Origin of the sequence: Sneathia vaginalis, from assembly GCF_000973085.1 — a bacterium.
In the GTDB taxonomy this organism is placed as follows: domain Bacteria; phylum Fusobacteriota; class Fusobacteriia; order Fusobacteriales; family Leptotrichiaceae; genus Sneathia; species Sneathia vaginalis.
Genome location: NZ_CP011280.1, coordinates 600,062 through 624,651, shown reverse-complemented (window position 1 = coordinate 624,651; position 24,590 = coordinate 600,062). Strand labels below are relative to the sequence as shown.

At 26.6% G+C, this 24,590-nt stretch carries 31 protein-coding genes; all 31 read right to left on the bottom strand.

Going from position 1 to position 24,590, the window contains the following annotated elements:
• Positions 1–7: 7 nt before the first annotated feature.
• Positions 8–736, bottom strand: coding sequence for an HAD family hydrolase (locus tag VC03_RS03210; protein ID WP_046328642.1), 729 nt, complete (start codon positions 734–736; stop codon positions 8–10).
• Positions 737–828: 92 nt separating this feature from the next.
• Entirely contained in the window at positions 829–3,381 is a 2,553-nt protein-coding gene (gene secA / locus VC03_RS03205; RefSeq protein WP_046328641.1) for a preprotein translocase subunit SecA, read from the bottom strand.
• Positions 3,382–3,424: 43 nt separating this feature from the next.
• Complete coding sequence (locus tag VC03_RS03200; protein ID WP_046328640.1) at positions 3,425–3,691, bottom strand: hypothetical protein; 267 nt, start codon at positions 3,689–3,691, stop codon at positions 3,425–3,427.
• Entirely contained in the window at positions 3,688–4,392 is a 705-nt protein-coding gene (locus VC03_RS03195) for a purine nucleoside phosphorylase YfiH/LACC1 family protein (RefSeq protein WP_046328639.1), read from the bottom strand. Before VC03_RS03195 ends, VC03_RS03200 begins: the two co-directional genes overlap by 4 nt.
• The gene (locus tag VC03_RS03190; RefSeq protein WP_052727678.1) at positions 4,392–5,177 is read right to left on the bottom strand and encodes a polyprenyl synthetase family protein; all 786 of its coding nucleotides are present in this window, start codon (positions 5,175–5,177) and stop codon (positions 4,392–4,394) included. Before VC03_RS03190 ends, VC03_RS03195 begins: the two co-directional genes overlap by 1 nt.
• A complete protein-coding gene (xseB, locus tag VC03_RS03185) occupies positions 5,177–5,401 on the bottom strand; it encodes an exodeoxyribonuclease VII small subunit (RefSeq protein WP_046328637.1) in 225 nt (74 codons plus the stop codon). Before xseB ends, VC03_RS03190 begins: the two co-directional genes overlap by 1 nt.
• A gap of 4 nt (positions 5,402–5,405) precedes the next feature.
• The gene (gene rsmD, locus VC03_RS03180) at positions 5,406–5,960 is read right to left on the bottom strand and encodes a 16S rRNA (guanine(966)-N(2))-methyltransferase RsmD (protein ID WP_046328636.1); all 555 of its coding nucleotides are present in this window, start codon (positions 5,958–5,960) and stop codon (positions 5,406–5,408) included.
• Positions 5,957–6,988, bottom strand: coding sequence for a tRNA preQ1(34) S-adenosylmethionine ribosyltransferase-isomerase QueA (gene queA / locus VC03_RS03175; RefSeq protein WP_046328635.1), 1,032 nt, complete (start codon positions 6,986–6,988; stop codon positions 5,957–5,959). The genes rsmD and queA overlap by 4 nt, the downstream gene beginning before the upstream one ends.
• A gap of 3 nt (positions 6,989–6,991) precedes the next feature.
• Entirely contained in the window at positions 6,992–8,044 is a 1,053-nt protein-coding gene (prmC, locus tag VC03_RS03170) for a peptide chain release factor N(5)-glutamine methyltransferase (RefSeq protein ID WP_046328634.1), read from the bottom strand.
• Positions 8,044–9,120, bottom strand: a complete 1,077-nt coding sequence (prfA, locus tag VC03_RS03165; protein WP_046328633.1) for a peptide chain release factor 1 — start codon at positions 9,118–9,120, stop codon at positions 8,044–8,046. Before prfA ends, prmC begins: the two co-directional genes overlap by 1 nt.
• 15 nt (positions 9,121–9,135) lie before the next feature.
• The gene (locus VC03_RS03160) at positions 9,136–10,020 is read right to left on the bottom strand and encodes a hypothetical protein (RefSeq protein ID WP_046328632.1); all 885 of its coding nucleotides are present in this window, start codon (positions 10,018–10,020) and stop codon (positions 9,136–9,138) included.
• Positions 9,995–10,588: a DUF4125 family protein gene (locus VC03_RS03155; protein ID WP_046328631.1), complete on the bottom strand. Its 594-nt coding sequence runs from the start codon at positions 10,586–10,588 to the stop codon at positions 9,995–9,997. Before VC03_RS03155 ends, VC03_RS03160 begins: the two co-directional genes overlap by 26 nt.
• The gene (locus tag VC03_RS03150; RefSeq protein ID WP_046328630.1) at positions 10,588–11,478 is read right to left on the bottom strand and encodes a DUF4037 domain-containing protein; all 891 of its coding nucleotides are present in this window, start codon (positions 11,476–11,478) and stop codon (positions 10,588–10,590) included. Before VC03_RS03150 ends, VC03_RS03155 begins: the two co-directional genes overlap by 1 nt.
• The gene (locus tag VC03_RS03145) at positions 11,475–12,317 is read right to left on the bottom strand and encodes a tetratricopeptide repeat protein (protein WP_046328629.1); all 843 of its coding nucleotides are present in this window, start codon (positions 12,315–12,317) and stop codon (positions 11,475–11,477) included. Before VC03_RS03145 ends, VC03_RS03150 begins: the two co-directional genes overlap by 4 nt.
• Positions 12,318–12,319: 2 nt before the next feature.
• Positions 12,320–13,246 (bottom strand): prolyl aminopeptidase, encoded by a 927-nt coding sequence (gene pip / locus VC03_RS03140; protein ID WP_200893829.1) that lies wholly within the window; start codon positions 13,244–13,246, stop codon positions 12,320–12,322.
• Positions 13,247–13,372: 126 nt separating this feature from the next.
• Entirely contained in the window at positions 13,373–13,582 is a 210-nt protein-coding gene (locus VC03_RS03135) for a PBECR4 domain-containing protein (protein ID WP_046328627.1), read from the bottom strand.
• 647 nt (positions 13,583–14,229) lie between these two features.
• Positions 14,230–14,967, bottom strand: a complete 738-nt coding sequence (locus tag VC03_RS03130) for a PBECR4 domain-containing protein (RefSeq protein WP_046328626.1) — start codon at positions 14,965–14,967, stop codon at positions 14,230–14,232.
• A 284-nt stretch (positions 14,968–15,251) separates the two neighbouring features.
• Entirely contained in the window at positions 15,252–15,983 is a 732-nt protein-coding gene (locus VC03_RS03125) for a PBECR4 domain-containing protein (RefSeq protein ID WP_046328625.1), read from the bottom strand.
• Between the two features lie 389 nt (positions 15,984–16,372).
• On the bottom strand, positions 16,373–17,029 hold the full coding sequence (locus tag VC03_RS03120) for a KilA-N domain-containing protein (protein WP_237224019.1): 657 nt from the start codon (positions 17,027–17,029) through the stop codon (positions 16,373–16,375).
• Positions 17,030–17,108: 79 nt separating this feature from the next.
• A complete protein-coding gene (locus tag VC03_RS03115) occupies positions 17,109–18,113 on the bottom strand; it encodes a type II secretion system F family protein (protein ID WP_046328623.1) in 1,005 nt (334 codons plus the stop codon).
• Positions 18,110–19,090, bottom strand: a complete 981-nt coding sequence (locus tag VC03_RS03110; protein ID WP_046328622.1) for a secretin GspD/PilQ domain-containing protein — start codon at positions 19,088–19,090, stop codon at positions 18,110–18,112. The genes VC03_RS03115 and VC03_RS03110 overlap by 4 nt, the downstream gene beginning before the upstream one ends.
• Complete coding sequence (locus tag VC03_RS03105) at positions 19,091–19,624, bottom strand: hypothetical protein (protein WP_046328621.1); 534 nt, start codon at positions 19,622–19,624, stop codon at positions 19,091–19,093. It lies immediately after the preceding gene.
• Positions 19,617–20,519 (bottom strand): hypothetical protein, encoded by a 903-nt coding sequence (locus VC03_RS03100; RefSeq protein ID WP_046328620.1) that lies wholly within the window; start codon positions 20,517–20,519, stop codon positions 19,617–19,619. Before VC03_RS03100 ends, VC03_RS03105 begins: the two co-directional genes overlap by 8 nt.
• Positions 20,512–21,195 (bottom strand): hypothetical protein, encoded by a 684-nt coding sequence (locus VC03_RS03095; RefSeq protein ID WP_046328619.1) that lies wholly within the window; start codon positions 21,193–21,195, stop codon positions 20,512–20,514. Before VC03_RS03095 ends, VC03_RS03100 begins: the two co-directional genes overlap by 8 nt.
• Positions 21,192–21,605, bottom strand: coding sequence for a hypothetical protein (locus tag VC03_RS03090; protein WP_046328618.1), 414 nt, complete (start codon positions 21,603–21,605; stop codon positions 21,192–21,194). The genes VC03_RS03095 and VC03_RS03090 overlap by 4 nt, the downstream gene beginning before the upstream one ends.
• On the bottom strand, positions 21,583–21,900 hold the full coding sequence (locus tag VC03_RS06570; protein WP_052727677.1) for a hypothetical protein: 318 nt from the start codon (positions 21,898–21,900) through the stop codon (positions 21,583–21,585). The genes VC03_RS03090 and VC03_RS06570 overlap by 23 nt, the downstream gene beginning before the upstream one ends.
• Positions 21,897–22,328 carry a prepilin peptidase gene (locus VC03_RS03080; RefSeq protein ID WP_046328617.1) on the bottom strand — a complete coding sequence of 144 codons (432 nt, stop codon included), beginning with the start codon at positions 22,326–22,328 and terminating at the stop codon, positions 21,897–21,899. Before VC03_RS03080 ends, VC03_RS06570 begins: the two co-directional genes overlap by 4 nt.
• Positions 22,325–22,717 (bottom strand): type II secretion system protein, encoded by a 393-nt coding sequence (locus VC03_RS03075; protein WP_046328616.1) that lies wholly within the window; start codon positions 22,715–22,717, stop codon positions 22,325–22,327. Before VC03_RS03075 ends, VC03_RS03080 begins: the two co-directional genes overlap by 4 nt.
• Before the next feature lie 155 nt (positions 22,718–22,872).
• Positions 22,873–23,253 carry a hypothetical protein gene (locus VC03_RS03070; RefSeq protein ID WP_046328615.1) on the bottom strand — a complete coding sequence of 127 codons (381 nt, stop codon included), beginning with the start codon at positions 23,251–23,253 and terminating at the stop codon, positions 22,873–22,875.
• Between the two features lie 111 nt (positions 23,254–23,364).
• A complete protein-coding gene (gene rplA / locus VC03_RS03065) occupies positions 23,365–24,072 on the bottom strand; it encodes a 50S ribosomal protein L1 (protein WP_046328614.1) in 708 nt (235 codons plus the stop codon).
• Positions 24,073–24,122: 50 nt separating this feature from the next.
• The gene (rplK, locus tag VC03_RS03060) at positions 24,123–24,548 is read right to left on the bottom strand and encodes a 50S ribosomal protein L11 (protein ID WP_046328613.1); all 426 of its coding nucleotides are present in this window, start codon (positions 24,546–24,548) and stop codon (positions 24,123–24,125) included.
• Positions 24,549–24,590 lie beyond the last annotated feature (42 nt).

The following is a 24,590-nucleotide window of genomic DNA, read 5'->3' as shown; positions in this document are numbered from 1 at the left end:
ATTTTTTTTATCTATTGTACTCAATAGTTTTAGGATTTAATTTGTAAATTACATCCTTTCTTTCTATTATTAATGTTACTTTATTACTTAAATCTTCATCTTCACATATTGTATCCAATAATCTTTTAGCAGGATTAATTGCATATGGATGCCCTACTAATCTTAACATTGATACATCTCCTGTTGTATCACCATATGAATAGCAATCATTTAAATTTAAGCCATATTTTGTAACATATTCGTTTATAGCCTTATTTTTGCTATAACTATCCCACATAGGGATTTGTTCACCTGTATATGAACCATTGTTTATGACATAAATAGTTGCTTTATAATCATCAAAGCCTAATTTTTTTGCCATTTTTTCCACAAGGAAATCTGGACTTCCTGATATAAGTATAAGTTTATGACCTTTTTGTCTGTGAACTTCTATACATTCTTTTGCGTATCTATAAAGTTTATCAGACTTTTTCTCAATTACTTCTTCTGCAATTTTATTAACCACTTCTTCACTTATATTCTTTATACCCTCAACATATTTATTAACTAAATCTTCTAAATATGTATCATAATCACCCTCACGATTAGACCAATTTTCAAAATTCTTTTCTACTGATGAAGTCCAAGCATCTTTACTAAGATACCCATTTTTTATTAATAATTTAAAGTGTTCTATTAATAATGAATTTCTAAATATAGTACCATCAACATCAAAAAATGCTGCTATATTTTTCATAATGCACCTCCTTGTTTTAATAATTTTAACATAGTAGCAGAAAAATATCAATCATATAAAAAAACAGGAGAATAAATCTCCTATTTTTAAATCTAATTTCTCATTGATTTTTTTTCTCTTCTTGAAACAAACTCTTGTTCTTCTTCGGGTTGTGTTTCTTCCTTAGGTTCTTGTGGCTTTATACGTAACAAGAATGATGTTGTATCCCTTTTAATTGATTGTATCATTTCATTGTATACGTCAGCACTTACAATCTTATACTCATTTACTGGATTTTTTTGACCATATGATTGAAGATTAATACCTTCTCTTAATTCAGCAAGATTTTTTAAGTTATCTCTCCATTTACTATCTAACACTTCAAGCATTATATATTTTTCTATTCTCTTAAAGTATTCATCGCCAAATAATGCTATTTTACTATTATATACTTTTTCTAAATCATTATATATTGAAACTAATAATTCATCTGCATTCTTACCATTAACATCAAAACTTGGATCGTAAGCATAGATATTATGTAGTTTATCAACTAATTCTTCAGTATCTCCTTGTGAATCTTCAATTATATCACCTATGTTGTCATATAGCATATCTAGAATTAAGTCTCTTAGATTTTCGTTGTTTAATATCTTATCTCTTTGAGAATAAATAATTTCTCTTTGCTTATTATTTACATCATCAAATTCAATTAAGCTCTTTCTTGTTGCAAAGTTTCTACTTTCTACACGTTTTTGAGCATTTTCAACTGATTTTGATACTTGTTTTGATCTAATTTCTTCATCCTCATCTAGTTTTAACATAGACATGACTTTCTTTAATTTATCTCCACCAAATAATCTCATTAAATCATCATCTAATGATAGATAAAATTCTGATGCACCAGGGTCTCCTTGACGTCCAGCACGTCCTCTTAATTGGTTATCTATTCTTCTACTTTCATGTCTTTCTGTTCCAAGTATAAATAGCCCACCTGCTTCTAATACTTTCTTTTTATTTTCTTCACATTCTTTTTCATACATTGATAGAGCTTCTATATACTCAGGTGTTCCTCTTTCAAATACCTTAGCTGCTAATGAGTCTGGATCTCCACCTAATTTAATGTCTGTTCCACGCCCTGCCATATTTGTTGCAATAGTTACTGACTTGTATCTTCCAGCTTGTGAAACTATTTCTGCTTCTCTTTCATGATACTTAGCATTTAATACTTCATGTGGTATCTTTGCCTTATCTAGTAATCTTGATAATTCTTCAGAGTGTGCTATTGTAGCTGTACCTACTAAAACTGGTTGTCCTTTTTCAAATAGTTCTATTATCTTATTAACAACAGCTTTATACTTTGCTTTTTTTGTTTGATATATTACATCTGGTAAGTCTTTTCTTATAACAGGCTTATTTGTTGGAACAACAACAACTTTTAAATCATATATTTGTCTAAATTCTTCTTCTTCTGTCTTAGCTGTACCTGTCATTCCTGATAATTTATCATACATTCTAAAGTAGTTTTGTAATGTAACAGTTGCTAATGTTTGGTTTTCCCCTGCAACTTTTAAGTGTTCTTTTGCTTCAATTGCTTGGTGTAATCCATCTGAATATCTACGACCTTCCATTAGTCTTCCTGTATGTTCATCAACTATTATTACTTCACCTTTTTGGTTTACGATATAGTCTTTATCTCTTTTGAATAGTTCTTTTGCTTTTAATGCTTGAGATAAGAAATGTGTTAATTCTACATATTCAGGTGAATAAAGATTTTCTATACCTAATATGTGTTCAACATTTTTTATACCCTTATCTGTAATAGTAACTGTTCTTTGTTTTTCATCAACTTCATAGTCTTCCCAGTCTTCATCTGGTATTACAGTATTTTTCTTATCTTTAATCTTTTCTGTTTTATAGCTTCTTTTTAATTTAGTTGAAACTGTTGCGAATGTATCATACCATTCTGTTGTTTCTTCAGCAGCACCAGATATTATTAACGGTGTTCTTGCTTCATCAATTAAGATAGAGTCTACTTCATCGACTATGGCATAATTAAATTCTCTTTGAACTTTTTCGCTCATTTCATGAACCATGTTGTCTCTTAAATAGTCAAAACCAAATTCATTATTTGTTCCATATGTTATATCACAGTCATATGCTATTTTTCTATCTTTGTTATCCATATTAGCAATTATTACACCAGAACTTAATCCTAAGAATGAATAAATAGTTCCCATTGTATCTCTATCTCTTTTTGCAAGATAGTCATTAACTGTTACAACATGAACCCCTCTACCTGTTAAAGCATTTAAGTATACTGGGAAAGCTGACATTAAAGTTTTACCTTCACCAGTTTTCATTTCAGCTATCTTACCTTCATGTAGTATCATACCACCTATTAATTGAACATCATATGCTCTCATTCCTAGGACTCTTTTAGCTGTTTCTCTTACTGTTGCAAATGCATCAACTAATATGTCATCTAATGTTTCACCATTTTCTAATCTTTTCTTAAATTCATCTGTTTTTGCTTTTAATTCTTCATTTGATAACTTTATATATGTATCTTCTACAGCATTTATTTTTGCTACTTTTTTTCTCATTTGTTTAATAATTTTTTCGTCGGTTAAACCGAACATCTTATTAAATACTCCCTCTAACATCTCATCTCTCCTTTTATATATTGTTTAAAGTAAAGAAAAAATATTATTCAAGATTTCTCAAATCATTTTTAAAATTATAGTTTAAAGTATCTATGTAATTGTAAATAGTAAATACTATTTCCCTTATCTTACATAAGAATTTTTTATAGAACTTATCTAACTTTACCTTAATTTTATTTACAACTTTTTTTTGTTTAATATAGTAAATCTTTTGTATGGTAGTATAAATATCAGTATATGTTAATTGCTTATTATTAACACTTCCTATTATTAACAAAGTAAAGAAAAATGCAAATACCTTATTCGTCATTTACTACCTTTCTTCGAAATTATGGCTGCCATTCTTTTGGCTGTCTTATCTCTTCTATATGAAAAGAAATTACCATCATATGTACAATAATTATTTGTAAATATGTGCTTAGCATCTATACCACAATTTAATGCAATTTGTTTATTCATCTCCATATTATCTAAATAAATTTTAGATCCTCTATATATTATCATATTATTAAAATCAAGTAAAGATTTTAATATTTCTACAGTATCATTTTGTATTTCATAATTTTCTTTTGATATTCCTATACCAAAACAAACTAATATATCTTTTTTATCACATAAATATTTTTCTGTCATTAATTTAACACCACATTCTAATATCTTATGTGCACTACCTCTCCAACCTCCATGTAAGACTCCAAATACTTCTTTTTTTGGATCTAACAAGAATATTGGTAAACAATCTGCATAAAAAGTTACTAGAGTATATGAACTATCATTAGAAATATATCCATCTATATTAGAAGTATCATAATTTTCATGTTTATCGTCTTTATCTATACATAAAATATTTGTACTATGTGTTTGTGTACCATATATATTTTTTTTATTTATACCTACTTTATCTAGAATTTTTTTTAAATTTTCAGGATCTTTCATATCATTTGATTCTTTTGTAGTCTGTATCGCAACATATCCATATTTAAAAAATTCATTAAATGTAATATATTCCATTATTTTTGCCTTCCTAATATTTTTAATATGAACTCTTCTAATTCTGTTCCTTTAGGTAATATACTTTTTAATTCATCTATATATTTATTCAAAATCTCTATAGTTTTTTCATATCCTAAAATATTTACAAAATTTGACTTATCTTCTTTATTATCACTATCAAACACATCATCTTGTAATTGATATATTAGACCTAATAAATCAGCAATATGTAAGTATTTTTCATCTTGAATACCATAATTTATTAACACACAATTAAAACAAGCTCTAATTAAAGCACCTGTCTTATTCTTATGTATTAATTTAAGTGTATTTATATCTATTTTTTTGTTTTCGTATAGCATATCAAGATATTGTCCATATATCATGCCTTTCATTCCTATACATTCTGTTAAACAGATTATTATACCATCCTTATTTTCTAATTTTTTAGATCTTGCAATTACACTAAATGCTTCTGTTAAAAGTGCATCTCCTGTTAAAATACCTACAAAATGTCCAAATTTTTTATGTGTTGTAAGTTTACCCCTTCTATATGAATCATTATCCATACCTGGTAAATCATCATGAACTAAAGAATAGTTATGTATGTATTCTATAGCAATAGCTAAATCAACTATATCCTTATAATCTTTACCTAAAGACTTTGCAACAAGTAAGACTAGAATGGGTCTAATTCTCTTACCACCTGATTCTAAAGAATACTTAAATGCTTTAAACAAATCATCATCTTTTTGATAGTATAGTAAACTTTTTTCTAACTCTTTTTCAAAATATTCTAACATTATTTATCCTCAAAATCTTCTAATTCATACTCATTATTTTTATCAATAATTTTTTTAACTTTACCACTAGCATCATCTAATATCTTATTAGCATCACTAATTATTTTTTTACTTTCTTCATAGATTTTAATTGCTTCATCTAAACCTATTTCTGTATCTTCTAATTTTTTTAAATTTTCTTCTAGTTTTTTTAATTTTTCTTCAAATGTTACTTTTTTTGCCATATTATCACTTTCTTTTTTTATAGAATGTCACTATTTTTCTATTGTATTCTCTCTCGTCTGACTTTACATACTCACCTATAGTATCTTCCATTTTTTCATACTTACCATGTTCACATATTATTACTCCATCATCTGAAAGAATATTGCATAAAGATATTTTTTCTACAGTCTTTTTAGTTAAATTTTCTCTATATGGTGGATCCATAAATATGATATCAAATTTTTCCTTTTTATTCTCTAGTATTTCTATTGCTCTTAATACATTATTCTTATACGCTCTACATTGATCTTCAAGTCCTAATCTTTGTACATTATCAATAATTACTTTTAATGCATCTGTATCTTTTTCTATCATTATTGCCCGTCTAGCTCCTCTTGATAATGCTTCAAAACTCATATTTCCTGTGCCTGAATATAGGTCTAAGAAGTTAGCATTTTCAATTTTATCAAATAAGATGCTAAATATTGACTCCTTAACACGTTCTAATGTAGGTCTTGTATCCCTACCTTCTCTTGAAAGTATAATACGATTTTTTAATTTACCTGATGTTATTCTCATACATTATCTCCTATATACATTGCATCTCCTAAACTGAAAAATCTATATTTTTCTTTTACAGCTATATCATATGCATTGAATAAATTATCTTTACCTGTAAAAGCTGAAATTAACATGACTAATGTTGATTTTGGCAAGTGGAAATTTGTTACTATTGCATCTACTATTTTAAAGTTATAGTCTCCGTATATGAAGATACCTGTTGAGCTTTTTTGTGCTATTAGTTCTCCTTTTTCATTTAATGATGATTCTAAAGTTCTAATAGATGTTGTACCTATTGCAACTACTCTTCTACCTTCTTTTTTAGCTAGATTTACTTGTTCAGCTGTTTCTTTTGGCACTTCATATTCTTCAGTATGCATAACATGATCTTCAATATTTTTACATTGTACAGGTCTAAATGTACCAAGACCTACTGTTAAATATATTTCAGCTATTATTACACCCTTTTCCCTTATTTTTTCTAATAATTCTTTTGTAAAATGTAGTCCTGCTGTTGGTGCAGCAACAGATTCACCTTCTTTTGCATAAACAGTTTGATATCTATTTTTATCTTCTAATTTTTCCTTAATATATGGTGGTAGTGGTAATTCTCCTAATTCATCTAATATGGCTTCAAATACACCTTCATAATGAAATTCTACTACCCTATTACCATCATCTTTAATTTCCAATAATGTTAGTGATAACTTATCCTTTAAAAAAGTTAATGTATCCCCAACTTTTAATCTTTTAGCAGGTTTTAACAGTACTTCCCACTTATTTAGACCCAGTCTTTTAAGTAATAGGCACTCTATTACTACACCGTTTTCTTTATGACCGATAAGTCTAGCTGGTATAACTTTGGTACGGTTAATAACCATTACATCTCCTTTTTTTAAGTAATCTATTAAATTATAGAAATGTTTGTGTTCTATTTTACCAGTTTTTCTATTTAACGCTAACAATCTTGAGTGATCTCTTGGTTCAACTCCATGTTGAGCTATTAATTCCTTTGGTAAATAAAAATCAAAACTTTCAATATCCATTTTCTAACCCCTTCTATATCTACATATTATCACTCTATCATGATTATCTAAATCTTTGTATGTATTAATATCACAATATGAAAATTCTTCTAAAATCTTACATACCGCTTCTTTTTGCTTATATCCAATCTCAAAAGCAAGTATACCATTATTTTTTAAATATTCTCTTGCTTCATTTGCTATTTTATAATAAAAATACAAGCCATCAGATTTAGCAAACAATGCTTCATGTGGTTCATGTATATATGTATCTAGCCCTATATTCTCAATTTCTTCATTTGAAATATATGGTGGATTTGAAACAATAACATCAAATTCATGAAAACTTACATTTGAAAATACATCTGATTTTAGTATTTTTACATTCTTAGCACTTAAATCTTCCTTATTTTTTCTTGCAACATCTATAGCTTTTTCTGATATATCTACTGCCAGAACTTTACTATCAGGTAATTCAAGAGCTAAAGTTATACCTATTGCTCCAGAACCTGTACCTATATCTAGGATTATAGAGTTTTTATCTGCTATTTTTATTACTTTTTCTACCAAATTTTCAGTATCATACCTAGGTATTAATACACCCTTATCTACATAAAAATCTCTTCCATAAAAATTTTGTTGATTTATTATATACTGATAGGGTAACTTATCAATTGCTATTTTTTTTAGCATTTTTCTAATTTTTTCTTTTTGATCATCATCTAATTTTTTATCATAACTCATAAAAAGCATCAGTCTATCAATTTTCATTACATTTGAGAAAATTAATTCTGCTATCAATGCTGCCTCATTAATATTATGTTTTTTTAAGTAAACAATAGAGCTATCAAGCAATTGTTTTATTTCATTTTCTTCTTTTACATCTTCTTGCATACATCTTTTTATTATTTCTTTTTGCTCTTTTGATAATTTTTCATCATATTTTGCATAAAGCATAATTCTATCTAAATTAAGTGCCTTTGCAAAAAGTTTTTCAGCTTCTAATCTGGGATTTTTTATTCCTTTTTTTGTATAATATGTCTCAGTTTTTTTTAGAAGCTCTAACAATGTTTCCATTATTCATCTCCAACTGTTTGTAGTAGTTCTGCTTGGTTATATGCAATTAATGCATCTATCATTTCATCTAAATCTCCATCTAAAAAGTCTTCTAATCTATGTAATGTTAGTTTAATTCTATGATCAGTTACTCTTCCTTGTGGGAAGTTGTATGTTCTAATTTTTTCTGATCTATCTCCCATACCAACTTGTGATCTTCTTTGACTTTCTATTTCTTTTCTTTGTGTTTCTCTTTCAAGATTAAATAATTTTGATGCTAATACTTTCATAGCAGCTTCTTTATTCTTTATTTGAGATCTACCATCTTGTGATGTTACTACTATACCTGTAGGTTTATGAGTAATACGAACTGCAGAATCTGTTGTATTAACGTGTTGTCCACCTGCACCAGATGATCTGTAGGTATCGATTATTAAATCACTTGGGTTAATTTCTACTTCTGTAATATCTTCAACTTCTGGTAATACTGCTACAGTTATTGTAGATGTATGTATTCTACCTGAAGATTCTGTATCTGGAACTCTTTGAACTCTGTGAACACCACTTTCAAATTTAAGTCTTGAATAAGCACCTTGTCCTTTAATCATAAAGGTAATTTCTTTTAATCCTCCAACACCAGTTTCATTTTTATCTAAAACTTCTGTCTTCCATCTATGACGTTCTGCATAACGTGTAAACATTCTAAAGATATCTGAGGCAAATAATGCAGCTTCATCTCCACCAGCTGCTGCTCTAATTTCTACTATTACATTTTTTTCATCATTAGGATCTTTAGGCAATAGAAGAATTTTTAGTGAATCTTCTATTTGAGGTATTTCATTTTCAAGAGAATTAATTTCTTCTTGCATTATTTCTTTCATTTCATGATCTTTTTCATCTTTAATATCTTGTTTTAAATTTTCTAATTCTTCGCTCTTCGCCTTATACTCTTTATACTTTTCAACAATATCGCTTATTGCGTTTAATGCCTTATTGTATTCCATTAACTTTTTAGGATCTTCTATAACCTTAGGATCCATTAATAGGGCATTTAGCTCATCGTATTTTTTTACTACTTCTTCTAATTTTTGAAACATATCTATCCTTTCTATTTATGGTAATATTTTGCAATCTACCAATTTTCCATCTTCAAATTTAAGTTCGGCTATTATTTCTTCGTTTTTATACTCTAAACCATTTTCATATGATATTGTAGTGTGCTTTATATATTCAGTACCATTTTTATCACTTACTAAGTCTCCAAATTCTTGTTCTTCACCATTTTTTATCTTTGATACTATAGGTACAAAAACACCGTCAATAAAGTCTCCATATTCTACTACAGATTGTTTTTCTTTAGGGTAGTACTCAATTATCGGATTTAATTCAGAAGTTAATTTTCTATCTGTTCCCTTTATATATGCATAACCTTCATTGTCTAATTGTATATATGGTAAAACTTTAAGTATAACATCTGAGGATTCATCATCATCTTTTTTTGGACCATTATTATCTTTTACATTATCATCAAATATTTTATGAAATTCCTTAGTTGTTTCATCATCTAATTTTTTTGCATTTTCAATTTTTCTTATACACTTAAAATCTTTAATATCATTTTCAAAATATGTAGTTGTTAATTTAAAATATTCTTTAGGATCTGGAAGTGCAAACTTACCATCTTCTTCTAAGACTGGGTGTAATAGGTATACAGTTTTCCCTCTTAGAAGCTTTGCTTCCTTATAGTTATACATAACTGTTAATAAGTAAGTCCCTAGTACATAAACACTACCATCTTTTTCTACTAAATTTAATTCTTTTAACCTTATATCTTTAAACTTAACACCATGTAATTTTAAGTATAGCTTATCTGCATTTTCATTTACTGATGAACTAGCATACGTATCTTCTACATCCTCTACATTTTTGTATGGACCTATATTTGCAAGTGCATTAAAAGATAAAAATATACTAATTATTAATATTTTCCAATTCATCTAAACTTTTAAATCCTTTCTTACATATTATTTTAGAATAAATTTCTTCAACTAAATTATATTTTAATGAGCTTATGTAATTGTAGTAAAGAGTATTAGTCTTTACTGAATAAGTACTATGTTCTCCTCTTAGGTATGTTCTAATTGATGCTAGCTTCCCTTCATCATTGGTATCAATTGCTCTTGCAACACGTGAGATTTTAGGATATTTCTCACTAAACTCTACTTCCCATTTCATAATGATTGCTTCTATTTTATCGATTATTTCTTCATTTTCAATATTTTTTTTAGGTAAATATTCTTTTATCTTTTCATATTCATCTTTATGCGTATATTGCATCATATATGCATATTTTTCAAATAAAGGATTTCTTTTATTACGCTTGTATTCTTCCAAATCATCTAGATAACTTTTTAATATATCTTCATTTAAGCTTTCCCATTGGCTTTTTCTTGTTAAAAAAAACTCTTCACGGTTATCTTGACAACTTGCTCTACCTCCAGTATTTTTAAGATTTGTAAAATATGACCATTCAATTTCTACTATTTTATCTACTAATTCTTCCATTATTTATCACTCCAAAAACCTAAATCTCTAATTTCATCATTATCTATTCTTGATTGAATAATAGGTCCATAATATCCTAAATAATCACTTACACGTATTATGATTTCTTCTTCTTCTAATTTATCTATTATATCACTACATATACTTTCGATAACACTTATCTTTTCATCATTAGTCGTATTTACATCTACTAATTTTGTATAGAAATCATATGCCTTCTTATCTATAGTTCCAAGCATTTTATGATACCACTTATAGTAAGGGCAATATTTCTTATGGATTAAGAAGTATAACTCTATTGTCTCTTCAATAAATTTAGATAATGCTTGATTACATGCAACCATTTCTTTTCTCTTTAGGCAACGGTTATAGTTATATAACCCCTCACGTGAGGCATTCATACATCTTGTAGCTATTCTATTGTATCTAATATCTCTAGGATAAAATTTAACCTTTTCTCTAACACTTGATATTATACCTAATTCATCAATAAATATCTTACCATTTGTAAAAGATGATAATAGATATTCTGGTATATTTAAATAATCTGTATCTTTTTTAGGACCTCTTGTACTTCCAAGAAAACTGTATATGTAATCATCAACATTTAATATACCTCTTCTATCATTAGACCAAACCGTCTTAGTCTTTTCGTACTTTTCATTATATATGAGTTTTTTTAATTCATCCCCATATTTTTCATAATCTTCACTACTTAACCATATACATGGTTGATCTGAATAATCATGGTCATGTGAATACTCATCATCAAATCCATAACATTCTGACCCGTAGCCTATAAGGCCTGCAGATATTTTTATATCATATTTTCTAAGTTTTGGCAAAATATTATTAAAAAAATTATTTTCTGCTAAATCTATTCCCTTCATTTCTTCTTTCTCATTTCTATTGTTTCTTCAACCATATCAACATTTTGTTTTACTTTTTCATAGTTTACACTGCCTCTTCCAAATGATGCTTCACATATGAATAAAACTTTTTTAAATAATTCCAATGCTTTTTCTAATTTACCTTGGTTATAGAAAGCAACTGCTAGATTATTAATAGCTGCTGAGTACATTGCATGTCCCTTACCTACCTCTTTTTCGTATATGCTAAGGCATGTCTTAATACATTCATCAGACTTTTCATCTTCACCTAAACCTCTATATGCTATTGCCATATTATTATACGTAGTTGCTAATGCAATTTTGTATTCTGGTAATTTTTTTAATATTTCAAGACTTATTAAATGTAATTTAATAGCCTTATCCATTTGATTTGTATCTTGATAGTATAATCCTAAATTATTACAAACACTTGCATATTCATATCTATCCTTTATACCATACTTATCATATATTGCTAAAACTTCCTTATACAATACTTCTAACTTATCAATATCTCCCTTAAATCTTAATACTTCAGCTAAGTTTAAAGTTGTAGTTGCATAGGCAATAGATTCTTTACCAAACTTGTTTTCTATTATACCTCTTGCTTGTGTTAATGCGTGTATTCCTGTATCATACTCTCCTATATACTTAGATGTACCACCTAATTCATTTAACATCTTTATTGTGCTATTTGAATCTTGCCCATACACATCTATTGTATAATCTAGCATCTTTTTTAATAATGCAACTTCTTCTACTGTCTTACTTTCACGTATTAAAACTTCTCTTTCTTTTTCCATTTCATGTATTTTATCTATTTTTTCTCTAATAGTCATAATCAACACCACCCATCTGTAAATTCAATAAGTTGTTTTGCAATATTAGGTTCAAATGATGAATGTCCTGCAGCATCTACAAATATTAATTTACAATTATTCATTTTTTTAGCTAATTGATAAGCCCCACTAGGTCTACAATCAATATCATATCTACCATGACAAATTAATGTCTTAATATCTTTTATCTTATCTACATTGTTTAGTATGTAGTTTTCAGGAATAAATGAATTGTTATAGAAATAGTGGCATTCTAGCCTTGCAACTGCTATATCATAATCTGTTACTTCACTAGGAAGTTCCATAGGATATAGTCTGATGCAACTACTTTCCCAATCGTTCCAATATTTCGCATATTTAGAAACAACTTCTTTATCACTAGAACCCAAATATTTCATATAACTTCCTACTATATCTTTTCTTTCTTCTTCACTTAATACTGATATATATTTTTCAAATTCATAAGGGAAGTATTGACCTGCTCCTCCACAGTATAGCCAATCAACATCTTCTCTACGTGCTAAAAATATACCTCGTAGTATCATTCCAGAAACCCTATCACTATGATTAATTGCATAAACTAAACTTAGTGTAGTTCCCCAACTTCCACCAAAAAGTATCCATTTTTCTATTCCTAAATGTTTTCTTAATTTTTCCATATCTTCAACTAAGTCAAATGTTGTATTTTCTTTTAATTCAACAAAAGGCTTAGATCTACCTGATCCTCTTTGATCAAATATTATTATTCTATATTTATCTTTATTGAAAAATTGTCTTGCAATTTCACCACTACCACATCCTGGACCACCGTGTACAAATACTATAGGTAATCCTTCCTTATTACCACATTCCTCAAAGTATATTTCATGTATATCTGAAACTTTTAAATATCCTTTGTTATATGGTTCTATTTTTTCATATAAATTCATTTTAATCACCATGTTTATTCTAACATATTTTTTAACTTTAATGAATTAAAAAATAACTAGAGATAAGAATTTATCACTAGTTATTTATATCTTTTGTAGTTCTATTCTTTTGTTTTAAATATTGGTCTATTTGATTTTAACTCTTTTTCTGTTATTATCTCTATAATATTCAGCATTATCAGGTAAATTATCATAATTTTTATATCGTGATTTTGTAAAATGTGGCAATGCAGTATTAGTTATTTTTATTTCTAAGTTTTTATTTTCTGTTTGTATTACAATTTCTTTATTATTAAATTGTTTGTACCAATTATATATTTCTTTTATTTTATTCATTGTTTGTTTTCCTTTCTAAAAAATTTAAAGCAAAAAAAGACCAAACTATTTTTATAATTTAGTCTTTTAATTTACTTTTAACTTTTAACATCGCTATGATAAGACCCAGATTAAGTATAACTGTGTGTGTATGTCCGTCTAGTATATTTCCAACCCGTACTCTCGGTAAGAGAACACACATCTCTGAAACCTTATTTATTTCTATATTTATTATATCATTTTGTCTAATAAATTCAAGACTAAATTTAATTATTCAATTCTATTAGTTATTTTTATTTCTAAGTTTTTATTTTCTGTTTGTATTACAATTTCTTTATTATTAAATTGTTTGTACCAATTATATATTTCTTTTATTTTATTCATAGTTTTTTCCTTTCTAAAAAATTTAAAACAAAAAAAGACCAAACTATTTTTATAATTTAGTCTTTATTAACTTTTAGCATTTCATTTTTTCAAATACTTGCCATAGTATGCCCAGATTAAGTTTAACTGTGTGTGTATGACGGTTCAGAGTATTTCCAACCTGCTCTGACAGTAAGAGAACACACATCTCTGAAACCTTATTTATTTCTGTATTTATTATATCATTTTGTATAATAAATTCAAGACTAACTTTAATTATTCAATTCTAATTGTGCTTTTAATTATTATCTTTCCCAATCGTCATCATAACTTCTATTTTTCCAATTGCTCCACATATCAATTGTTTGCTTTTCTTTTTTTATTTCTTCAATACTCTTATTTAACGCTTCGTGATAATCATAGTTTTTATCTATCTTTGCAACTTCTTCTAGTTTTTCTTGCTTTTCAATGTCAAATGAAAAATATTTTAGTTCATCATTTACATATTCGTAAATATTTTTAACGTGTTCAACTATTTGAGTATCTTTATATCTTTTATTAGTTTTTTCTTGTATAAATGTTTCAAGATATTTTTTATCAATTACATCAAATTCAACAGGTATATCTGAATAACCAGCATCTATTAAACCTAAATGTAATATTTTATTTTCTTTTGTTTGTATGAAAAAATGTTGTGATTTTAAGGTAGAATCATATGTATTTTCTACCAATATTGCATTTTCCAAATTTTTCATAAATTCTTCAAAATTATTTATTCTATTTTTTACACTTTCTAACATTTTGAAATTATTTTTTAATATTTTTTTATAAAATACATTGTCATCATCAATATTTTTAATTAATTTAATTAAATCTGTTCCAATCAATTTAGTGGCTTTTTCTTCAATATATTGTAAGCCTAATAAATGTGGCAATGCAGTATTAGTTATTTTTATTCCTAAGTTTTTATTTTCTGTTTGTATTACAATTTCTTTATTATTAAATTGTTTGTACCAATTATATATTTCTTTTATTTTATTCATAATTTGTTTTCCTTTCTAAAAAAATTAAAACAAAAAAAGACCAAACTATATTTCTATAATTTAGTCTTTTAATTTACTTTTAGCTATTCAACTACCGCTATGGTCAAACCCAGATATAAGTATTAACTGTGTGTGTATGTCCGTTCAGAGTATTTCCAACCTGCTCTGACAGTAAGAGAACACACATCTCTGAAACCTTATTTATTTCTGTATTTATTATATCATTTTGTATAATAAATTCAAGACTAAATTTAATTATTCAATTCCAATTGTGCTTTTAATTATTATCTTTCCCAATCGTCATCATAACTTCTATTTTTCCATTTGCTCCACATATCAATTGTTTGCTTTTCTTTTTTTATTTCTTCAATACTCTTATTTAACGCTTCGTGATAATCATAGTTTTTATCTATCTTTGCAACTTCGTCTAGTTTTTCTTGCTTTCCAGTGTCAAATGAAAAATATTTTAGTTCATCATTTACATATTCGTAAATATTTTTAACGTGTTCAACTATTTGAGTATCTTTATATCTTTTATTAGTTTTTTCTTGTATAAATGTTTCAAGATATTTTTTATCAATTACATCAAATTCAACAGGTATATCTGAATAACCAGCATCTATTAAACCTAAATGTAATATTTTATTTTCTTTTGTTTGTATGAAAAAATGTTGTGATTTTAAGGTAGAATCATATGTATTTTCTACCAATATTGCATTTTCTAAATTTTTCATAAATTCTTCAAAATTATTTATTCTATTTTTTACACTTGATATAGTATTAGGATTATTTATAAATATTTCTTTAAAAATATCTTCATCATGTAATGTTTTTATTTTATGTATTAATTCTCTAACAGGTATTTTATTTTTAACACCTATATAATGTATGCCTAATAAATGTGGCAAAGCTTTATTATTAATTTTTATTTCTAAGTTTTTATTTTCTGTTTGTATTACAATTTCCTTGTTATTAAATTCTTTGTACCAATTATATATTTCTTTTATTTTATTCATTGTTTGTTTACCTTTCTAAAAAATTACAACAAAAAAGACCAAACTATATTTCTATAATTTAGTCTTTTAATTTACTTTTAGTATTCCGTTTTTTCAACAACTTACCACAGTAGACCCAGATTAAGTATAACTGTGCGTGTATGTCCGTCTAGTATATTTCCAACCCGTACTCTCGGTAAGAGAACACACATCTCTGAAACCCTATTTATTTCTGTATTTATTATATCATTTTGTATAATAAATTCAAGACTAATTTTCTAAATAACGAATTTTTTTACATTAAATTTTCACCCAAATTAAATAACGGTAACATTATTGCTAAAACAATTAGTCCTACAAAGATAGCTATTATTAGTATGGATATAGGCTCTAGAAACTTTAGATATATTTTAACTTTTATTTTCTAAGCTCTTAATCCCTGTATTGTTCAACTTTTCAATTGACATATGCTGGGTTCTAGCAAGCACAAGTAATTCATTCAGGCTTGCATAGTCTCTCATATTACCCTTTAAGTTAGGATTTTCTTCACGCCACTGTTTAGATCTCTTGTTAAATAAGGCAACATTTAGCATATCTGCTTCACTAATTGAATCTGTATGAATTTTATAATTAATCTTAGAAATTTCTCTATTCAAATTCCAACCTAACGATAGCTTAGAATTTTCATCTGACTTAAGTCTCTTGTAATCTTGAATTACATACATCTTAAACTCAGCAGAAATCCATGAAGCAAATTCAAAGGCAATATCTGTATGTGCAAATGTACCATCATATCTTCCACCTTTTGAGATAATTCCGATTGCTTCTGTTTTCTCTACCCATTTCTTTGGAGATAATGTAAAGGTATTATATCCAGCTTCAGATTTAATTCGGTCGAATTCGACCGAATTGAAATTCATATTATTTAAGCTTTCCCATAAACCAAGAAATTCAATTGTATCTTTTCTTCTCATCCAATTTTTTATTACATCACTTGGCTCATCACTTTTATATCTAGCAATATCCGTTAGACTTATATAGTCATTTTTAAAGTCTTTAGTATAAATTTGAATAGCAAACTCTTTTGCTTCGATTGTATCTTTTTTTGTCTTAGATATGCAAATCCCCCCCTTTATGCTATATCTTTTACATTAAATTTTCACCCAAATTAAATAACGGTAACATTATCGCTAAAACAATTAGTCCTACAAAAATAGCTATTATTAGTATGGATATAGGCTCTAGAAACTTTAGATATATTTTAACTTTATACCTTAATCTGTTATTTAATATTACAGTTAGTGTATTAAATGTTTTAGATAAATCTGCCGTCATGTCGGCTATTATAATATAGCTTTTGTATTCTTCGTCAAAAAAGCTTGAGTTATTAAAAGCATAATTTATACTAGCACCTTTTTCTATTCTTTTATATATCCTATTTAATTCATTTCTAAATACTATATTATTAGTATTCATTGATAACTTTAATGCTTCTAAGAATTCTATACCAGATGAAAACGATGCATACATATTTTGAGTAAAACTTAAAAGTATATACAGCCTTACTATACCCACTTTGTATAGCAGTCTATCTAATACACTTTTTTGTCTTAATATACAAAAATATATTACACCTGATAAGAATACAAAAAATATTGCTATCATTAACCTATACTTTATCAAAAAATTAGATATATTTATTACCACCATTGTTATTTTAGGTAAATTTTGCCCTAATTCTTGGTATATGTCTATAAATTTTGGAACTACTAATAGTAAAAGAACATTGAAAATAACGATGGCTGCTAATATTACCATGATGGGATAAATAAGGATAGAAATTACTTCTGATTTTAATTGTGATATGAAAGTATATTTTTCTTTTAAAAGCTTAAAGCACTTCTTCAGATCACCCGTTTTTTCTCCCGTTTTAACAAACGATAAGAATTCTTTATCTGTTGAAATACAACTAAAAGCTTCATCTAAATTTTTCCCTTTTTCTAATAGATACTGTAACTTCATTACTTTTTCTCTTTTTTTACCTTTAAATGATCTTTTAAGAATTCCTATTGCTTCTAATAAGTTAATATCTCCTTCAATTAAATCACTTAATTGTTCAGAAAATTTTTTTCTAAATGCAAAATCACTCATACTATACCTACTTCTAATTCCATATATACTTCTCTTTGAACATTAGCCTTACTCTTATATGTAAAAAGACTACCTATTATTGGTATATCGCCTAGTATAGGAGTCTTACTTATTGTCTTATCTGTGACTAAGTTAGTGGTACCCCCTATAAATATACTCTTCTTATCTTCAACATTCACAACTGTTTCTATTACATTTTGTTTTTTTGTTTCACGAGATTTAAAATTACTAATCTCTGCTTTTATCTTTACCTCGACATAATTAGTGTCTAAATTTTGCTTTATTTTTGGTAAAACTTCTAATATTATACCTGCTTCTCTTGACATAGCATTTTCTTTTTTATCACCCTTAACTATTAGAACAGTTTCGTCAGTTACCTTAAACATTCCCTTATTACCATCAACTACTAATATATTGGGACTTGATTTTAATACTATTTCACCTTTTTCTTTTAGTGCATCTATATTTACATCAAATATTTTTGAACTGTTTCTTAATAAGTTAGTAAAGCTCAAATTACCTGCCAAGAAATCTGAAACTGCACCTATTATTGAGAAATTCGAATTAAATTTCCAATTGAATCCTATTCTATCAAATAGATTTTTACTTGTATCTATTATATTCAATTTAACTAATACCTGTTTTTTCATAATATCTATTTGTTCTATTAAATCTTTAATATCTTCTACGTCTTTTTGCTTACCTGATAATATTAAAAAGTCATCAATACCCTTAACTTTTACATTATTAATACCCATTAAAACTGGTATTACATCATTTGCAACCTTATTTTTTAATTTATACACTACATTTTTATCGACAAATTCTTTTGTAATACTATTATTTAACTTACTTTCTACCGTCACTTTAGTAATAGGGATAAATATGTTATTTGCTTCTTTTTCCATTTTTTTAGTAGTGTAAGAAAAGCAAATATTTGAAAAAAGTAACATTACAAAAAATATTCTTTTAATCATTTACACCACCTTTTTTTCTATATACCCTAAATTTAATATCTGATTGTCTTGATTTACACTTAAACTGAATTTAGATGTATCTATATGTTTAGGTATCTTATTTATGTAGTATAAAAATCTTCCTAATGAACTTAAATCCCCTTTTAACTGCACATTTGAATAGCATAAACTATACTCAAAAAAATTGCTAAATTGTTGCTTTTTTGTTATTTTAATTAATTTTAAACCACTTTTACTTGCTAAACTGTACATTATTTTTTTAAATTCATCTTCTGTTATCACATAATCTTCCAACTTATTTTTTATGTCAGAAATTTTATTATTATTCTCAATAACTTTTGTTTCAAGACTATTTTTCTCATTTACTAAATCTTTTATTTGTAACTCATCTGCTTTTATATTATTTAATATATTTTTGTTGTATAAAAATTTTGTCATATACTTTGTTTTTTTAGTATTGAAGATTAATACTGATGAGAATATAGAAAGTGTTATAAAGCAAATACCAATATATTTTTCTATGTACTTAGTCATTTAAACCCTCCTTTAGTATCTTAAAACCTATCCTATCATTTTCACTTACTAAGTAATCAATAGTGAAGTCTTTAAAGTTATTAATTACACTGTTATAGTCGTCTGCTTGTCCTTCAACTATTAGTGTGTTATTTATATATTCAATACTTTTTAAGTCTATGCCCTTTTTTGTATACGATATCATATCCTTAATTAAAGTATAGTATTCAGTATTTTTAATTTCTAAACTTAAATCTTGTACAACTTCATTTTCACTTATCTCTTTTTCCAATTTTTTTATATACTCTTTAGTATTTAATATATCTGCGTCTATTTTACCTTTTTTTACCCTATTTGCTTGTATACTCTTTTCTAATTTATCAGTACTATACAAGATTGTTGTTGTTATGTAGCTAGAGATAAGGAACATAGCAGAAATTAATATTAATATCTGATCTTTTTTTAATAAATTTATGGCATATATTTTCCTTATTTTCACCTTTTCGATTATATCGAAAATTTCTTCTATATTCTCTTTTCTTACATAAATACTTCTTATACCGTTATAGTCAAATTCATCACTTAAACATACATCTATTTTTTCAATTTTTTTATCCTTGATATGTAAGCTACTTTTTTCTCCTAAATATATTATTTCTTCATTCAACATAGACAATATCTCTTGAAATTCTACTAACTTTCTAATTTTGAAGTTATAGAAAGTGAATATGTCGATATAGTATTGGCTTTCATTTGCTTCAAAATCAAGTATTAAATAAATCTTTTCTTTTTTGTCTAAATTACACTGAAATATTATATCTTCCAAGTCTTTTTCTAATTCTATTAACTTAAAATAGTATATCTTTTCTTTACATTTTAGAAAAATCTCATCTTTCTTTGCGAATATTTTAATCATTTTTTACCTCATCTAAATATACAATTTCTTGACTAATTGGGACTAATTTACCACTTCTTCTTGAAAAGCTAATCTTTTCTCTTATCTTTATAGGTATGTCTAAAACACTTTTTGAATAATATGCGTAAATAGTCCCATAATCAACCTCTCTTTTTAAAGGTAAACTCAATGATCTTCTACTAGATGTCTCTACTTTTTGTACTGTATAGCCTCCTATACTTTTTTTGTAGATATCATATATTAAAAAGTCTAAATCTGTTACTCTTCTTGTCTTATACTCATATTTAGGATCTTCAAAAAATATATAGTTACCCTCAAATTCAATTTCATCATTTTCACCTGAACCTGAAACTAATATTTTTTCAGTAATTTCTCTTGTACCAATGCACATATTAAAGTATGCACCCCTATTTGTCCCATAATCAGTATATGAACTTCCACTATTTTTCAAACGTACATATGATAAATATCCTCTATTATTCAAAATATTTACCTGACGCTTTTCTTTTTTTATTAATCTTTTCTTCAATATATTCTTATCAATCTTGTACTTATCAATTTTACTAATCCTATTCTTCTCATGAACATACTCAAAGAAACCATAAGATACTATAGATAAAATTGATAGCATTATTAAAATATATATTAAAGATGATCCCATATTTTTCTTTTTCATTTTAGACTCATCACCCTATTGTATTTCTTACCCTTTATTTCAAATTCAATACTTACCTTATTCTCAGTTTTAAAAATATTACTTCTATCAAAAGAAAATAGTTTATCTGCTTGCCTATACTTATTACTATATACTTTTAAAACCTTATTCTCTAATTTTAAAACTACATCATCTAATACTATGCTATTACTTGTTACTTCAACGTTGTTATCTATTACAACCATATATGCTATTTTATCTAACACCTTATTTATCTCATATGAACTAATGTCCTTATTTATATCATTTCTTGTAAAATAGCTTCTTTTCAAAAAAACTGAGCATATTACTAAAAATGTAAAAAATATTAGTGTTACAATAAAATACTCGATTAAGATAACGCCTTTATTACGGTATGTATACGTCTTCATATTCACCCACCTTAATAATATATATACTCTCATCGGTAAATAAAGAATATGTTGTACTCGTCTTCTTATACGTCACATCCCTATCTCTTCGTACATAGCTCAAAAACTCTGAATAATTAAGGCTTTTTATCTCCTCCAACTTATTTTTCTCTTTTATTCTTTTGTTTATAGCGATATTTATACGATTTTTTGTCTTACTTGTCTTACCTAATGTATTGGAAATAGGTATTAAAGCTAAGGAAATAATAACCAAAGAAAGTAAGCTCTCTATTAACATTTCTCCCTTGTTTTTCATAAAACTCCTAAATTAAATATACAAAATGCTAAATATATCATTGGTGCAAATGCAATATACCCCCTTATTCTTCTTAATATCAATATATATATTGCTGAGAATATGTATAAGATATTATAGAATTTTAATACAAACATAATATCAGTGCTACAAAAAAATAGACCAACTGTTACAAATAGCTTTATATCTCCCAAGCCTATTATTTCTTTTTCTAAATATGTTTCAACTAACATTTGAATGAATATAGGGAATATAAAAATACTGATAGCTAAATACATATTAAGTAATTTGTTTGTAAGTAATATTCTAATAATTGATAAAAATAAGAGAATTAAAAATGATTTTTCTGGAATAATCCTTCTTACTATATCCATATAGCAAGAATATAGAAATGTGATATGGAATATGATATCTACGATGTGTATCATTGAATTTGATTAGGTCCAACTGTACCTTTTAATTCATCAGGTGTTGTTATTTCAGCTGTTACTACACCCTTATCGAATTTTAAAGTACCAGTAACTCTACCAGATTTAAATGCACCTTGTTCTGTTGCACCAATTTTTAATGATTTTAAATCACCATAACTTGTTAATACAGCAGCAATATTATTCAATGCTTCCTTTTCAGTTATTTCAGTACTTAAAACATGATTATTAAGCTCTGATACTGCTGCAATTACCCTAGTCTTATTCGCCCTATCGATGTACTTAGTCACCTTAGGTATTGCGATTGTTGCAATTAATGACATGATTGCCATGACAGCTATTACTTCAATTAAAGTAAAACCGTGATTACGTTTTTTTTGTATTTTCATACAAATCACCCCTTTTAAATTTTTGTATCCCTATACTATCACAAAAATTTTACCCTGTAAATTTAAAAGAATATATGCTTACCTAGTTTAAAAATTAAAAATATATATGCTTCTTTAAAATCAATAGCCAATTTTACTACAAAAAAAAATCAATATTAAAATTGATTTTTTTCATATAATATATTTTCTATATCATTATTTGTAAAATCTATATTTTGGAAATTAATATAGTTTTGTATATTCTCCTTATGTAAGTTATTTGTCATTATTAAATAATTATCATATATAAGTCCGTACTCATCTAACTTATTTAACTTAACATATATGGCATCTTCAAAATCAAATGTTATCATATTACCATTTTCTAAATGAAATACAAATATTCTTTTAAATATTTCATCCTCCTCATAATCATATTTCTCTACAGAAACAAAACCTTTATACAAAAAATCTGCATTTTTTCTATCAAGTATAACTATATATTTATCATTAAAATTATCTTTCATCTCTTGTAGGGCCAAAAAATATGAATTCATAACTATCAGCTCCTTATCGTCATCTAGTATAAGTGTAACATGAGAATTAAAAATGTCAATGTACAAAAAAAGGTTAAATCTTTTGACAAGACTTAACCTATATATCACTTATTATTTAGTTACATAATTTACTACTAATAATGGATCAATTTTAATTCCAGGTCCCATTGTTAATGAAATAGCAACAGTTCTTAAATATTGACCTTTTGAAGTTGCTGGTTTTAATTTAATTATTTGTCCTAAAGCAACTTTAAAGTTTTCAATAACTTTTTCTTTTTCAAAATCAACTTTTCCTAAAGGTAAATGTATAGATCCTAATTTGTCTACTTTAAATGCAACTTTACCTTTCATAAATTCTTCAACAGTCTTTGAAATATCAGTTGTAACTGTTCCTGATTTAGGGTTAGGCATTAAACCTTTAGTTCCTAATATCTTACCTAATCTACCTAATTTTGGCATCATATCAGGTGTAGCTATAACTAAATCAAAATCAAACCATCCTTGTTGAATCTTTGCAACATATTCATCGTCTCCAGCATATGTAGCTCCTGCTTTTAATGCTTTTTCAATGTTTTCTCCTTGAGTTATTGCAAGTATTCTTATCTTTTTACCTGTACCATTTGGTAATACAACAGTACCTCTTACTTGTTGATCAGCGTGTCTAGGATCTACTCCTAATTTAACTGCTAATTCAACAGTTTCTACAAATTTAGCACTTCTAGTTTCAAATAATAGTTCTAGTGCTTCTTCTGGTGTATATATCTTTAATTTATCTACTTTTTGAGAAATTTCGTTATATCTTTTTCCTCTTTTTGCCATCTAATTAATCCTCCTCTGTGGTCATTGGTATAAAACCTTCCACTTATTTACTAATCTTGTACTTTGATTCCCATACTTCTTGCTGTTCCAGCAATTATATTCATAGCTGTTTCAACACTACTTGCATTTAAGTCTGGCATTTTTAATTCAGCTATTTCTTTAATTTGATCCTTAGTTACAGTTCCTGCAACTTCTTTTTTAGAGTTATGAGCTCCTTTTTCAACTTTAGCGGCTTTCTTTAATAAATCTGATGCAGGTGGTGTCTTCAATTTAAATGTGAAACTTCTGTCAGAATATACAGTAATTTCAACTGGTATAATGAATCCCATCTTATCTTGTGTTTGTGCATTGAACGCTTTACAAAATTCAGGAATATTTATTCCTTTAGGTCCTAATGCTGATCCAACTGGTGGAGCTGGATTTGCTTTTCCTGCACTTATTTGTAATTTAACTTTGTCTACTACTTCTTTAGCCATTTAAATTATCCTCCTTTGTGGTAATTGAAATATTCTCCCACT

Coding starts and splice junctions, on each gene's coding strand:
- VC03_RS03210 (WP_046328642.1), bottom strand. CDS start 736: ATGAAAAATATAGCAGCATTTTTTGATGTTGATGGTACTATATTTAGA.
- secA (WP_046328641.1), bottom strand. CDS start 3,381: ATGTTAGAGGGAGTATTTAATAAGATGTTCGGTTTAACCGACGAAAAA.
- VC03_RS03200 (WP_046328640.1), bottom strand. CDS start 3,691: ATGACGAATAAGGTATTTGCATTTTTCTTTACTTTGTTAATAATAGGA.
- VC03_RS03195 (WP_046328639.1), bottom strand. CDS start 4,392: ATGGAATATATTACATTTAATGAATTTTTTAAATATGGATATGTTGCG.
- VC03_RS03190 (WP_052727678.1), bottom strand. CDS start 5,177: ATGTTAGAATATTTTGAAAAAGAGTTAGAAAAAAGTTTACTATACTAT.
- xseB (WP_046328637.1), bottom strand. CDS start 5,401: ATGGCAAAAAAAGTAACATTTGAAGAAAAATTAAAAAAACTAGAAGAA.
- rsmD (WP_046328636.1), bottom strand. CDS start 5,960: ATGAGAATAACATCAGGTAAATTAAAAAATCGTATTATACTTTCAAGA.
- queA (WP_046328635.1), bottom strand. CDS start 6,988: ATGGATATTGAAAGTTTTGATTTTTATTTACCAAAGGAATTAATAGCT.
- prmC (WP_046328634.1), bottom strand. CDS start 8,044: ATGGAAACATTGTTAGAGCTTCTAAAAAAAACTGAGACATATTATACA.
- prfA (WP_046328633.1), bottom strand. CDS start 9,120: ATGTTTCAAAAATTAGAAGAAGTAGTAAAAAAATACGATGAGCTAAAT.
- VC03_RS03160 (WP_046328632.1), bottom strand. CDS start 10,020: ATGAATTGGAAAATATTAATAATTAGTATATTTTTATCTTTTAATGCA.
- VC03_RS03155 (WP_046328631.1), bottom strand. CDS start 10,588: ATGGAAGAATTAGTAGATAAAATAGTAGAAATTGAATGGTCATATTTT.
- VC03_RS03150 (WP_046328630.1), bottom strand. CDS start 11,478: ATGAAGGGAATAGATTTAGCAGAAAATAATTTTTTTAATAATATTTTG.
- VC03_RS03145 (WP_046328629.1), bottom strand. CDS start 12,317: ATGACTATTAGAGAAAAAATAGATAAAATACATGAAATGGAAAAAGAA.
- pip (WP_200893829.1), bottom strand. CDS start 13,246: ATGAATTTATATGAAAAAATAGAACCATATAACAAAGGATATTTAAAA.
- VC03_RS03135 (WP_046328627.1), bottom strand. CDS start 13,582: ATGAATAAAATAAAAGAAATATATAATTGGTACAAACAATTTAATAAT.
- VC03_RS03130 (WP_046328626.1), bottom strand. CDS start 14,967: ATGAATAAAATAAAAGAAATATATAATTGGTACAAACAATTTAATAAT.
- VC03_RS03125 (WP_046328625.1), bottom strand. CDS start 15,983: ATGAATAAAATAAAAGAAATATATAATTGGTACAAAGAATTTAATAAC.
- VC03_RS03115 (WP_046328623.1), bottom strand. CDS start 18,113: ATGAGTGATTTTGCATTTAGAAAAAAATTTTCTGAACAATTAAGTGAT.
- VC03_RS03110 (WP_046328622.1), bottom strand. CDS start 19,090: ATGATTAAAAGAATATTTTTTGTAATGTTACTTTTTTCAAATATTTGC.
- VC03_RS03105 (WP_046328621.1), bottom strand. CDS start 19,624: ATGACTAAGTACATAGAAAAATATATTGGTATTTGCTTTATAACACTT.
- VC03_RS03100 (WP_046328620.1), bottom strand. CDS start 20,519: ATGATTAAAATATTCGCAAAGAAAGATGAGATTTTTCTAAAATGTAAA.
- VC03_RS03095 (WP_046328619.1), bottom strand. CDS start 21,195: ATGAAAAAGAAAAATATGGGATCATCTTTAATATATATTTTAATAATG.
- VC03_RS03090 (WP_046328618.1), bottom strand. CDS start 21,605: ATGAAGACGTATACATACCGTAATAAAGGCGTTATCTTAATCGAGTAT.
- VC03_RS06570 (WP_052727677.1), bottom strand. CDS start 21,900: ATGAAAAACAAGGGAGAAATGTTAATAGAGAGCTTACTTTCTTTGGTT.
- VC03_RS03080 (WP_046328617.1), bottom strand. CDS start 22,328: ATGATACACATCGTAGATATCATATTCCATATCACATTTCTATATTCT.
- VC03_RS03075 (WP_046328616.1), bottom strand. CDS start 22,717: ATGAAAATACAAAAAAAACGTAATCACGGTTTTACTTTAATTGAAGTA.
- VC03_RS03070 (WP_046328615.1), bottom strand. CDS start 23,253: ATGAATTCATATTTTTTGGCCCTACAAGAGATGAAAGATAATTTTAAT.
- rplA (WP_046328614.1), bottom strand. CDS start 24,072: ATGGCAAAAAGAGGAAAAAGATATAACGAAATTTCTCAAAAAGTAGAT.
- rplK (WP_046328613.1), bottom strand. CDS start 24,548: ATGGCTAAAGAAGTAGTAGACAAAGTTAAATTACAAATAAGTGCAGGA.